Source organism: Burkholderia sp. Bp8986 (genome assembly GCF_003854225.1).
GTDB lineage: Bacteria > Pseudomonadota > Gammaproteobacteria > Burkholderiales > Burkholderiaceae > Burkholderia.
In genome coordinates, this window is sequence record NZ_QTQM01000045.1 from 1 (window position 1) to 11,673 (window position 11,673).

Annotated in this window: 10 protein-coding genes; 5 read left to right on the forward strand and 5 right to left on the reverse strand. The window is 61.7% G+C overall.

Annotated elements, in window-relative coordinates; genetic code table 11:
* On the reverse strand, nt 1–92 hold a 92-nt coding region (locus DID99_RS29510; RefSeq protein WP_124488979.1), incomplete at its 3' end, for an SDR family NAD(P)-dependent oxidoreductase.
* A gap of 51 nt (nt 93–143) precedes the next feature.
* A complete protein-coding gene (locus DID99_RS29515) occupies nt 144–884 on the reverse strand; it encodes an acetoacetate decarboxylase (RefSeq protein WP_044846508.1) in 741 nt (246 codons plus the stop codon).
* Between the two features lie 449 nt (nt 885–1,333).
* Here DID99_RS29515 and DID99_RS29520 point away from each other — a divergent pair, with 449 nt between their 5' ends.
* Entirely contained in the window at nt 1,334–1,915 is a 582-nt protein-coding gene (locus tag DID99_RS29520; RefSeq protein WP_044846507.1) for an undecaprenyl-diphosphatase, read from the forward strand.
* A gap of 39 nt (nt 1,916–1,954) precedes the next feature.
* Here DID99_RS29520 and DID99_RS29525 read toward each other — a convergent pair whose 3' ends face one another.
* The 3 genes from DID99_RS29525 to DID99_RS29535 form a co-directional block, all read right to left on the reverse strand.
* Nucleotides 1,955–2,179, reverse strand: a complete 225-nt coding sequence (locus DID99_RS29525; protein WP_124530144.1) for a hypothetical protein — start codon at nt 2,177–2,179, stop codon at nt 1,955–1,957.
* 119 nt (nt 2,180–2,298) lie between these two features.
* Nucleotides 2,299–3,120 (reverse strand): siderophore-interacting protein, encoded by an 822-nt coding sequence (locus DID99_RS29530; protein ID WP_124668086.1) that lies wholly within the window; start codon nt 3,118–3,120, stop codon nt 2,299–2,301.
* Nucleotides 3,121–3,158: 38 nt separating this feature from the next.
* The gene (locus DID99_RS29535; protein WP_044846504.1) at nt 3,159–3,869 is read right to left on the reverse strand and encodes a PadR family transcriptional regulator; all 711 of its coding nucleotides are present in this window, start codon (nt 3,867–3,869) and stop codon (nt 3,159–3,161) included.
* 876 nt (nt 3,870–4,745) lie between these two features.
* On the opposite strand from DID99_RS29535, the gene DID99_RS29545 reads away from it, so the two are divergent.
* The 4 genes from DID99_RS29545 to DID99_RS29560 all read left to right on the forward strand — a co-directional run bounded on the left by DID99_RS29545 (nt 4,746) and on the right by DID99_RS29560 (nt 11,629).
* Nucleotides 4,746–7,529, forward strand: a complete 2,784-nt coding sequence (locus tag DID99_RS29545; protein ID WP_124668087.1) for a type VI secretion system Vgr family protein — start codon at nt 4,746–4,748, stop codon at nt 7,527–7,529.
* An 11-nt stretch (nt 7,530–7,540) separates the two neighbouring features.
* Nucleotides 7,541–9,715, forward strand: a complete 2,175-nt coding sequence (locus tag DID99_RS29550) for a DUF3274 domain-containing protein (protein ID WP_124668088.1) — start codon at nt 7,541–7,543, stop codon at nt 9,713–9,715.
* A gap of 149 nt (nt 9,716–9,864) precedes the next feature.
* A complete protein-coding gene (locus DID99_RS29555) occupies nt 9,865–11,349 on the forward strand; it encodes a DUF2875 family protein (RefSeq protein ID WP_260434459.1) in 1,485 nt (494 codons plus the stop codon).
* Nucleotides 11,350–11,368: 19 nt separating this feature from the next.
* Nucleotides 11,369–11,629, forward strand: a complete 261-nt coding sequence (locus DID99_RS29560; RefSeq protein ID WP_124668089.1) for a PAAR domain-containing protein — start codon at nt 11,369–11,371, stop codon at nt 11,627–11,629.
* Nucleotides 11,630–11,673 lie beyond the last annotated feature (44 nt).

The following is an 11,673-nucleotide window of genomic DNA, read 5'->3' on the forward strand; positions in this document are numbered from 1 at the left end:
GCGCCCGCTTTCGCGAGCTCCAGCGCGATTTCCTTGCCGATGCCGCTTGCGGCGCCCGTGACGACTGCGGTCTTGCCATTCAGGTTGCTCATTTCGAATTCCCGTGGTGAAAGGATTGACAGGGAGAAAGGACTGCGGACGTGTTACTGAGCCAGGTAATCGTAGACGACTTCGCCGAGGCCGAGTGTCAAATCCGCGACGAGGTGGCGCGCTTCGACGATCTCGAGCACCGGCAGGTCGGCCACCGGCGCGAGCGCGTGCGGTGCCAGTTCGAGCGACGCGGGGCCCGTCCACGCGCCCTTCATCCTGATGTCCTGCATGTAGTAGCGCACCAGTTCGCACACGCGCGCGGTGCCGTCGACGTGCGGGATGATCTTCAGCAGGAAGTTCGGGCCGGCGAGGCGCTTCGTCTGCTCGTCGATGTCGAGTTCCTTGTGCTTGTAGCCCATCGTGCCGGTCGCGACGCGCACCTTGCCGTAGTCGAGCGTGCCCAGGAGGTGGTCGGTGTTCACGTGCAGCGTGGGCGACGCGAGTTTTTTCGGGAAACCCCACAGCTCGCGGCCGCCGGCGATCGGCGGGTGATCGTCGAGATACATCGCGAGCGTGTAGCCGCCGGCCTGGCCGTTGTACTCGACGGGGATCACCTGGCCGCTTTCCGTGTAGTCGCCGAAGCCGGTCGAATCGGCCATGCGAATGAATTCGTAATGGACGAGCGGCTCTTTGACCTGCAACGGCTCGGGCACGATTTCACGCAGACGGTCCGGATCGGTGCGGTACGTGATGATCAGAAACTCACGATCGACGAAACGGTACGGGCCCATCGGAAAGGCCGGGCTGGTCAACGGCATCGCAAACGCTTTCGATCGGACATCGCTGGGTTTCATGCGGACTCCTTGTTGTTGATCGCTTCGTGGATGAGTGCTCGTAAGCTCGTAATCCTATGCCTGTGCGTTGCCGTTGTGCGATGCCGCATATGGAATTAATTGTTGCCGATTTCGAATGATTTGCGAGGCAAATATTGAGACGAACGGTGCAAACGGCATGGCGCGCGTGAGCGGTCCGATACTCGCACGGGTCGGTGACGCCACGATGTGAAAAAGGTGAGCCTTTACGGGATGGTCGGTGAGCTTTTACGGGAGACCGTCGCGCGTGAATGTGACAATTGTGTGAACTTGTGTTGCAGTACAGGCTCTAAGTGCGTTCGCGCGCGGGCCTCGGTCCTGGTCACCGGTCGCCCGGCGCATTAAGCACTGCTTAAGCGAGTGAGCACTAGCATCGTTCGCATCCGACCGGCACCGCCGGTCCCGTCACGACATCCCACGCAACCGGATTCATGCAGAACCTCAATCTCACCCTGTTTTCCGCCTTCAATGCCGGCGCCGCGCCGCACCCCGGCGTTGCCCACCTCGCGATCTTCGCCGCCGACTGGCTCGTCTATGCGCTGCCCGCGATGCTGCTGCTGACCTGGATCTTCGGCGAACGCCCGACGCGCCGCCAGGCGATCGAGGCCGGCGTCGGCACGTGTGTGGCGCTGGCGCTCGCGCAGGTGATCGGGCATTTCTGGTTTTCGCCGCGGCCGTTCATGGCCGGAATCGGCACGCAACTGATTCCGCATGCGCCGGACAGCTCGTTTCCAAGCGATCACATGACGTTTGCCTGGAGTCTCGCGGTCGGCATGATGCTCGCCGGTACCACGCGGCTGACCGGCGTCGTGATGGCCGCGATGGCCGTCGCGATTGCATGGGGGCGTGTGTATGCGGGCGTGCACTGGCCGTTCGACATGGCCGGCGGCGTGCTGGTCGGCACGGCCGGCGCGCTGGCCGCGCACCTGTACGGACAACGCGTGGTCGAGCTGCTCGAACGGATCGGCGACGTCGTGCACGCGGTGCTGATGGGGCGCGAGCGCACGCCCTGAGCGGCAGGACTACGCGGGAGAAGTGCGGGCCGGACGCCGTCAACCGGGCGTCTTGGCTGCTTCCGCCGAAGCGGACGGGCCGCCGCCCGCTTCATGCAGTTCGGGCGTCTCGCCCGGATGCTGCGCGGCGTCACGTTCGAGCGCGCTTTCCTTCAGGATCGCGCACATCGCGACGAACAGCGCGAGCACGACGACCGCCAGGCCGCAATAACCGGCGATCTTCAGATTGCGAAGGAAAGGCGAAGCGTGGCGTTCTCTCGTCATGACCGGGCGCTCCTGGGCGGGCTGCGGCGGCTGTCGCCCGACAGCGGCGTCGCAGACACAGATATATACCAGCCGCCCCGCCGATGCCAAGCCCGCCCGTGCGCGGGCACCCGTTCGCGTCAGTCTTCCAGCGTTTCGTGCACGGCCGTCGCGCCGCGCTTCCAGTAGGCCGCCGCGCGGATGCGCGACTTGTCGACGCCGCGCTCGCCGGTCAGGTACTGACGCACCGCGCGCATCGCTTGCGCTTCGCCTGCCGCCCACACGTAACCGTCGCCGGAGGACGGCAGCGGCAGCTCGCGCACCGCGTTCAGCAGCAGGTCGCCGTCCGCGGCGTCGGCTTCGTCGCGAAAGCGCCAGATTTCATGCACGTCGGCACGCGTATCGAACGCGATCTGCGCGGTGCGATCCGCGACTTCCAGCACGACCGCCGTGCGTGCGCCGGCAGGCAATTGCTCGAGACGCCGCGCGACCGCCGGCAGCGCCGTATCGTCGCCGATCAGCAGATGCCAGTCGAAATCGATCGGGACCACGAACGATCCGCGCGGGCCGCCGATGCCGAGCCATTGGCCGACGCGTGCCTGTGCCGCCCAGTGCGATGCGGGGCCCGGATGGTTCAGCACGAATTCCAGATCGAGTTCGCAGGCGGCGCGGTCGAAACGGCGCGGCGTGAAATCGCGCGCGACCGGCTTCGGTTCGCCTTCGGGAAACTCGGGGCCGTTCGCGCCGAGCGTCGGCATCGCGGGGCGTTCGGCGCCGGGCGGCGGGAAGAACACCTTCACGTGATCGTCGAACGACGACGATTCGAAATCCGCGAGGTCGGGGCCGCCGAGGGTGACGCGCAGCAGGTGCGGCGTCACGGCGTGCACGCGCACGACCTGCAGCAGGCGGAACTTGAGGGTATGGCGCACGCGCGTGACGGCGCGTTCGGAGGGGTTCTGCATCAATCCGTACTCCTTGGGTTTTGACGGGACGGCGCGGGTTACGCGCCGGTGCCGCCTTCGATTTCGGCCGTCGCGCGGCGCATGATTGCCGCGATGCGCCGCTGTTCGTCGGCATCGGCCGCGCTCTTGTGGAGCAGCGCCCGCTTCAGTGCAAGGCGGGCCTCGACGAACTCCGGCAGCCAGCCGGGCTGCGTGTCGTCCTGTGCCTCGCTGCCCGCCGCTTCGCCGGCGAACGCGCGACGCATGAATTCCATCTTGCGTGCGAGGTGCGTGAGGCGCGCGAACAAGGTGTCGACGCGTTCGCGCTGTGCATCGAGATGCGCGCGGCCGGCGTCGGTCAGCGCATAGCGCTTGCGGTTGCCTTCCGCCTGCGATGCGACGAAACCGACTTCGTCGAGATACGTGAGCGCCGGATACACCATGCCGGGGCTCGGGCTGTAGAAGCCGTTCGAGCGCGTATCGAGCGCCTTGATGAGTTCGTAACCGTGGCTCGGTTGCTCGGCGACCAGCGCGAGCAGCAGCAGCTGGAGATCGTCGGAGCTGAACTGGCGGCCGCGCGGCATGCCGTCGTCGCCGAAATCGCCAAAGCCGCCGCGTCCGCCACGGCCACCGAACGGGCCGCCGCCGAATGGATCGTGGCCGCGCCGATGGCGGCCGATCAGTTGCCAGACACTGGTGTACCAGTCAGGGCCCGCATGCGCACCATGACCGTCGCATCGGGCATGGCCGCGGGAGGAGTTGTGTCGCATGATCGTGTCCTATATGTCGTAAAACATATCTAAAGATATATATCGAAAGATAGGGTGTCAAGGAGGATTATTGGGGGGCGGATGTTGATAGGAGGGGGATGTAGGCTGGAAAAACGGTGGCCCTTTTTTGCAGTATTTGAACAAAACTATTAATTTCCCAATCCAATAGCTACCGCTCGAGGTTGACGGGAAGTTCCGCCTAAATGGCGCCCAGCGTCTCGAGACGGGAGATCGTTGCTGTGGCATTGCGGATTGGCAACGGGGCATTGCGATACCAGAAGAGCGTGCTCTGTACGTCGCCGGAAATATCGGTTGCTGCCCGAATGATCCGAGGCGCGTCTCCAAGGAACTTCCGTACGCTCTCGGAGCCTGCCAAACGGCTCATCATGTTACGGTGTACATGGGCCAGCCCCGCGAGCGTTTGCATATGGATGTGGATGTGCAAAGCGAGAGCGAATCGCTTCGCCGAGACGATCGGAGCGATGCTCGTCGGTCCTCTCAATGACGCCATGAATTAGGCGAAATCGCTGGAACTGCCGGTGATATCGGATTCCACGACTGCTTTTTATTGCACGCTATATGCACATTTATAGCACCAGCATTCACTTCGGCCCGTCCAGCCAAGACGAACACAGCGATGGAAGCGTGTACGCGCCTTGGGCGGGGCCCGGGAGACATCCGACGTTCGGAGCACTGCGCGTCGGTCCAGATAGAGCGGCGGAATATAGTGTTCTTCGTCGAATAACATGAAAAATTGTTAGTCGGCATCCCCGATTGTTATTTCCGTGTCACATTTTGGTAAACTCGCGCGCAGCCGCCAGCTATTTAGAACAGCAACATCCGGCGGGTCATAACGAATCAAACTGAGAGACCGTCGTGGATATCCGAGAGTCGTTCCGCAAATTCGTATCGGGAATCGATGCGAATCGCCGGCCGGTCGTGCTGAATTGGGGTAAGGCGCAGCACGCGCTGGCGTCGAAGATCGCGTTGCAGCACGCGAGCATCCGCGAAAGCATGATGACCGGCATCAGCGGCTATCTGACCTGCATTTCGCAGCAGGGCGATTTGCCTCCGAAGCTTTTCATTGGTGCGCCGGTCTCAGTCGGTATCGTCACGGATCGCGGCCAACTGCATGCCATCAACGCAATCGTCAGCGCCGTTCAGATCGGCCGGACCGACGGGGAGCTGACGGTTTACCAGTTCACCGTGACCGACGCGGTGAACCTGCTGCAAAAGCGCACCAATTCCCGCATCTTCCGTAACGTCAGCGTTGTCGATGTACTTGGAGTCGTCCTGAGCGAATGGCGACAGCGTAGTGTTGCCCTCGCGCAGGCGTTCGAGTTCGACCTGTCCCAACTCGACAGATCCCGCTATCCAAGTCGCTCTTTCGTACGCCAGGTCAACGAATCTGATGCCCGTTTCATCTCCCGGATTGCACGTCGCGACGGCATCACGCTGTTCGTGCGCGCCGGACGGGTGAGCGGGGAGGCGAAAGACGGCGATCCTCCCGTGCATACGCTGGTGTTCTGCGATGACCCTCAGAAACTGAGCGAGTCCGCCGCAGGTACAGTGCGCGTCCATCCACGAGACGCTGGAACGGAACAGCGCGACACCATCACCGCTCTGACGATGCGCCAGCAACTGATTTCGGGGGAATCGGGGCGACCTTCGTGGGACTACCGATATGCCCGCGTGGACCAGTCGAGCGCATCGACAAGGATCGATCAAGGCGAATCGGGTAACGATCTCGCGAAATTGCTATCGGACTTCGTGATCGACGTCCCGCATATGGCGGACTCGTGGGCAGACCACGAACGGATGACGGAAGATCGCATTCTGGCTCATGAAGCGCAGGCGGTTCGATACGACGGCGTGAGCGGAATTCGCGACCTCGCAGTCGGCTCATGGATCACGATCGCCGGAGAGGACGAGTGGGGCACGCTCCCGTCCGACAAGCAGCAATTCGTGATTACGTCACTGCACCACGAGATCTGGAACAATCTGCCCAAAGGGTTGAACGAGCGTGCGCAGACGCTGTTCGCCGCCAGCCACACGCTTCAGCAGCCACGCTCGCTGAGCGATGGCGACCCGTCCGGGCAGGATACGCGCTACGAAAATACGTTCTCGTGCGTGCCGCGTGGCACGCCTCTCACGCCGCTTTACGATCCCAAGACCGACCTTCCGCCGACGCCGTTGATTACCGGGCGCGTGGTCGGGGCCGAGGGCGAGGAGGTCAGTTGCGACGAGAATGGCTGCGTGTTCGTGCAGATTCTCGGTCAGGATTCCCGCGATCATGCGCACGCGCAGGGTGCCGGAACGAACAGCAACGAGAGCGACAGCGCACCGATCCGCGTGGCATCCAGTCTGGCCGGGCCGAATTTCGGGGAGACTTTCTTGCCGCGGGTGGGCACCGAAGTTCTGCTCGGGAGCCTCGGCGGGGATCCGGACAGGCTGGTCATCATCGGCGTGCTGGCAAACGGCGCGAACATGCCGGCGAGTTTCACTCATACGGGCAGTCTGCCGGGCAATCGCTTTCTCTCCGGTATCAAGACGAAGGAAATCAAGGGGCAACGCTACAACCAGCTTCGTCTTGACGATACACCGCAGCAAATCAGCGCGCAGCTTGCATCGGAGCATGCGCATAGCCAGTTGAATCTCGGCTACCTGACGCAACCACGCGACAACGGACAGGGTGCAGACCGCGGCCAAGGCGCCGAATTGCGCACGGACGCGGCAGCTGCGTTGCGCGCGGCGCAAGGGATGCTTCTGACGACTTACGCGCGTACGCAGGCGAGCGGCGGACAGCTTGACCGCAATGAACTCGTCGAGTTGCTCGGCGAATGCGCTGAGCTGTTCAAGGCGTTGGGAGATTACGCCGGACAGCACGGCGGCACGGCGACCGATGCGACGGGGCAGCAAGCTGTCGTGACCGCCTTCAAGGGATGGACGCCGGGCGGCCACGCTTCAGGCGACGACCGTGCGTCGAACGCCGACGCAGACGACTCACAGGCGCTGATGGCATTCGGCGCAAAGGCGGGCGCGCTCAATATCACCCCGAAGACTTACGTGACCTACGCCGGCGAGAACATCGATCAGATCGCGCGGCAGAACCTGCAATTCGCCGGCGGTCAGCGCGTAATCACGACGGCGGGCCAGGGCATCCACCTGTTCGGGCGCGGAGAAGGCGTCCGTGCGATTGCCGGCGAGGGCCCCGTTGTCTTGCAGGCGCAACAGGACACGCTTGCGGCGACTGCTCAGAAGGGGATACAGATCATGTCGGTCGGCGACGAGGTGTTGATCTCGGGCAAGTCGATCCGGCTCGTCGCGGAAGACGGAAGCTACGTGAAAGTCGGTGGCGGCGTCGAGGTCGGTTCCGACGGTGCGTTCACCGCGCACACGGCGGGACATGATTTCGTCGGCCCGAACACGGACCACGTTGCGCCGCCGGCGTTCAATCGCGGAGGAGCCGATCAGAAGTTCCGCTTGCGGTACCCCGGCACAGACGGTGACGACGGTACGCATCCCGTGCCGAATCGTCCGTACAAGATCACGCTGCGCAATGGCCAGGTCATTAACGGGGTCTCGGATGCACACGGGTTGACGGAGCTGGCATCGAGCGACGCGATGCACATTGCACACATTCAGGTTTTCGACGTTTAAGGCAGGCGATCATGTCCGATACCACAACCTCGTCGCCCCGGATCGTCGGCGAACATCAGGCGATTCTCAATTGCAATCGGCCGCAGGATGCGTTCGTCAATACCGACGTACAAAATCGCTTCCCGTGCACGACGATCCTGATCCATGGCGTGAATGACCTTGGAACGGATTTCGGCACGGTCGAAGGCGGACTGTGCGATGGATTGAACGACCGCCTCGGTCGCACCGATTTCAAGGGCGCGGAGTACTCGCACGGCCGCATGGCGAACGACCCGAGCCAGGTGAGCGTTGCCGACATGATGAAGAACATGGACGACGCCATCTATCGTCGGCAGGAAAGCGAAGAGACAAGGAGCCCGTTGATTCCGTTTTATTGGGGGTTACGCGTCGGGAAGGAGGATTTGCCCCGGGACCCCAATAAGGAAACCGTCAACGGCCAGTACGTCGACCGGTTCGGCAACCGCCTCGATGAGCACCGCGCGCGCAACGGCGGATTCTTCGCCAACGCGACCAACAACATCCCCGACATGTTCGACTCGAATTTCAAAGGGGGAATGACGACGAAAATTCTCGACCGGATGCAGGGCGACCCGACGCACCCGCTTCGCGAGGCGGAAAATCGGCACTACATGTTGCTGGCAGCTCGGCGGCTCGCGGCATTGGTGCGGCAAATCCGCCTTATCGACCCGGACGGGACGGTCAACATCATTGCGCACAGTCAGGGCACGCTGATATCGCTGCTCGCCCAGGCCTATCTCGTCGAGGGGCTGATTCCCAACCAATGTGGCCCGGCTGACCGTCCTGCCGACACGTTGGTCCTGATCGACTCGCCCTACAGCTTGAGCGAGGAGTTCATGGATCGGCTGCTGCAACGCGGGGACCAGCAGCAGACGGCTTACGCGCGTGCAAAGACCCTGGCAAACCTGGCCGGGTTTGTGGCGAGCGGCAAATATTCGACGCCACCACTCGATCAATTGAAGTACGTGCCAGGTCGGGACAATTTCGGCATCGTCGGCCCGACGTGGGATCCCGTGCAGGCGACGCGCCTGAGCGCGTTGCAAGGCAACGAATGCGTCGTGTTCGCCGAGCGCGACAATCGCGGCAAAGTGTATATGTACTTCAGCCCGGAGGATGCGACCGTCGGTCTGCGCGGCGTCAATGGCATGGGTTGCTCGGGCTTGCCCGACTCAATCCACGTGCGTGCGGCGCAGCGGGGAAGCAAGCCTGAGAAAATCGATCTGCTGTCGGCGGCTTTCCGGCAGCGTGTCTTTACCCGGCGTCTGCGGCAGGGCAAGCCGGTTCAGGTTGGTACGCCGCCCGGAAACTTTACGATGCGGGAAAAGGGTGAAACATCCCATGGCTTGCCCGGCGGCTTCACGACATGGGTGAAATCGACGCAGATAAGCGTCGGTACCGAGCGCAATATCAATGGCGAAGCATTGACGCCACCGTTCGATCCCGAAATGGAAGGCAATGTGCTGCCTGGAACGGAGGTAACGCCGCTTTCGGCAAATAATGCTGGCGAGTATGCGCCCGGCAAACAATCCATTGACCAGCTCGAAGCGGAAATTGCCTTGAGCACGAACAGTGGCGAAGGTGCGTTGCAGCCATTGCCCGCACAAACCATCGAATGGCCAACGAGCGAGGATGGGACGCTGCCGACCACCGCCGAGGTCGAGGCGTCGTTGAATGCGGGCAAGGATCCAGACGATCAGTGCAAGGTAGGCCGGGTCGTGTCGACGGTACCGCCGTCGCCCGGGCACATCGTCGTCTATCGGCAGGAGACGCTCAACGAAGCCAAGGTTCGGCTGATGAATAATCATCAGGGAGAAAGCTCATATCACTCGGCGGTCATGAGCGGTCGTAGAAATCACCGCTGTGCGACCGCGTTCGATGTATCGGTAGGCCAGGCGCGTGCGCTGGACGATCCGGACTGGGCAAAACTCCTGCGGGCAATTGCCGATTGGAGACTTCCGGAGAGCGATATAGTAAAAGCCGAGAGAAAACTCGGCAAAAAGCTCGACCCCGTAACGTCCGAAATAGTAAAAGCCAATTGCAGCTATTACGAAAGCGGAGTTTTCCCGGAAGAAAATATCGTGCCCAAGGATTTTCCTGACGGTGTGGTCAGTGAAACCAGGAAAGATCGAAATAGCGAAGATACAAAAGAAGCACGATCGGTACATTGACAAATTGATGCGCCATGATTACGACAAACGTCACACGACCACCGGCTTCACGAATATTTCTGCTCGCACTCGCAATCCTGACTCTCTTATGGATTGCAGTCTTTGAGTTTGTTGTTGGAAGGGAGGGATTTTTGGGAGGGAATATTGCAATGTATCGACGCTTGTCGCTGCTGATCTTGCCGCCGCTATTGTTGGCGGCATGCGTCAGTATCGCCTATGGTGCCTCGTTGCGTCGAGACTCGCCGCCTCGAGACACGCCCGCTGCCGCTCGTCCCTCGAGCGTAAATGAAGCTGTCGTTGCCGGGGACGGATCTCGGGACGCACGGTTCACATTGGAGATACGACGCTTTGGCGTCGCCGTTGACCGGTTTCGCCAGCGTGCGCTATTGATGCGGCTGGACGAGGCAGGAACCAATGGAACGTTGCTCCTGCAAGATCCCAAACAATATCCGTGGTCGAGTAGTGATCGAAGCTTTGCGGGACATAAGCGCGAGAACAACGTTTTCGGCTATACATTGCGTGGATGGGTCGATTATTGGCCGATTCCCGTGATAGTGGCCGGGCCGCCCCGAAACGAGAGTGATCCGGATGCGGGGCGGATGGCAACCCACATCAGTAGTGCGGATAACGGGGCGGGGATTGGCAATACAATTTATACGAGACTCGATGAAATACATACTGCGTATGGGGACGATGTAGTCTCTAGAGCGTTTGATATTTTTGACCGCGAGCCGGACTTGCCGGCAGTAGTGTTGCTGGTTGAGGATGGAATCAACACGCGATCCTATTTGGGTACTCCGGGCGCCGATTACCTGGGTTTGTCCACAAAAGATGGAAACTTCGTACCAAAGAATCCGGACAGTTACGTTGCGTTGCTCGTGACGAGAAAGGATCGCGTTGACCGATTGATTCGTCCATATGTGGTGGACGCACCAGAGGCAATCGACAACACCCAGACCCGATATGACGTGATCAAGCTGTGGAATTATTTCTGGCAGCTTCAGAAAGCCTACTGGAAGAAGGGTGAAAAGGAGATGCCGGCGGATTATTGGCAGGCGAAGCTCCCCGAGTTCTGGAAGACCGCGTCGCTGAAGATACCGGACGGCTTCAAGCCGAACCCGTGGGTGCCGATTCCGTGGACGACGTGGCAACTGAAGGAGTACGACAAATGGCCGGTCCTGGCCAATCTGCATCGGCCGGTGCGAGTCGATCTGAGCAACGGGCACGGGGCGCCGTTGAAGAAGGGCGAGCGAATCGAAAAGATCCGCGCCGGCTGGCAGCAGGCAGTGGGCACGCTTGCGCCCGGCGAGCAGCCGGGACGGATGTTCTACGACACCGGCTCTTCGACCGCCAATCTCGCGTTGCTGGTGCAGTCGCTGCACGACAACCCGCAGCATATCGATATTGATGATCCGAAAGACGCATTCGACATGCAACGCCGTATCGGCGGCGACACCGGAACGAGCTCGATCTGGGTCCAGACCGCGCTGGCGCTGATGATGGGTTATGGCGACGGGAAGACGAGCGCGCTGATCAACCTGCGGGATCCGCTGCATGCCACGATCGTCATGCTGACGCCGTCGGACGCCGCGTCGCGGCAAGCGCATCCGCAGACGTTCAGCTGGGATTTCTGACGGACCGGATCGACACGTCATGGGTCAAAAGCGATACATCATCGAAGGCGATTTGCACAGCCACGGCGGACGCGTTGTGTCCGGGGCGCCGAACTCGCGAATCAACGGGCGCGCGATTGCACGCTTGCACGATCCCGCGATTTGCGAGATTCACGGCCTGACCTTCATTGCGACGGTGTCGGGGCACGCCCGGTTCGACGGGCAAGTCGCCGCATGCGACGGCGACTTGCTGGCATGCGGAGCACGCCTGATCGCGAGCCAGGAACAGACGGGAGGCTAACGGAAATACGGGGCACGTGGGCGGTGCGCCGGTCGAGCCGGGCG

What these genes read in the sequence shown, in the direction of transcription:
- DID99_RS29520 (WP_044846507.1), top strand. Translation starts at nt 1,334, where the DNA reads ATGCAGAACCTCAATCTCACCCTGTTTTCCGCCTTCAATGCCGGCGCC.
- DID99_RS29535 (WP_044846504.1), bottom strand. Translation starts at nt 3,869, where the DNA reads ATGCGACACAACTCCTCCCGCGGCCATGCCCGATGCGACGGTCATGGT.
- DID99_RS29550 (WP_124668088.1), top strand. Translation starts at nt 7,541, where the DNA reads ATGTCCGATACCACAACCTCGTCGCCCCGGATCGTCGGCGAACATCAG.
- DID99_RS29560 (WP_124668089.1), top strand. Translation starts at nt 11,369, where the DNA reads ATGGGTCAAAAGCGATACATCATCGAAGGCGATTTGCACAGCCACGGC.
- DID99_RS29525 (WP_124530144.1), bottom strand. Translation starts at nt 2,179, where the DNA reads ATGACGAGAGAACGCCACGCTTCGCCTTTCCTTCGCAATCTGAAGATC.
- DID99_RS29530 (WP_124668086.1), bottom strand. Translation starts at nt 3,120, where the DNA reads ATGCAGAACCCCTCCGAACGCGCCGTCACGCGCGTGCGCCATACCCTC.
- DID99_RS29555 (WP_260434459.1), top strand. Translation starts at nt 9,865, where the DNA reads ATGTATCGACGCTTGTCGCTGCTGATCTTGCCGCCGCTATTGTTGGCG.
- DID99_RS29515 (WP_044846508.1), bottom strand. Translation starts at nt 884, where the DNA reads ATGAAACCCAGCGATGTCCGATCGAAAGCGTTTGCGATGCCGTTGACC.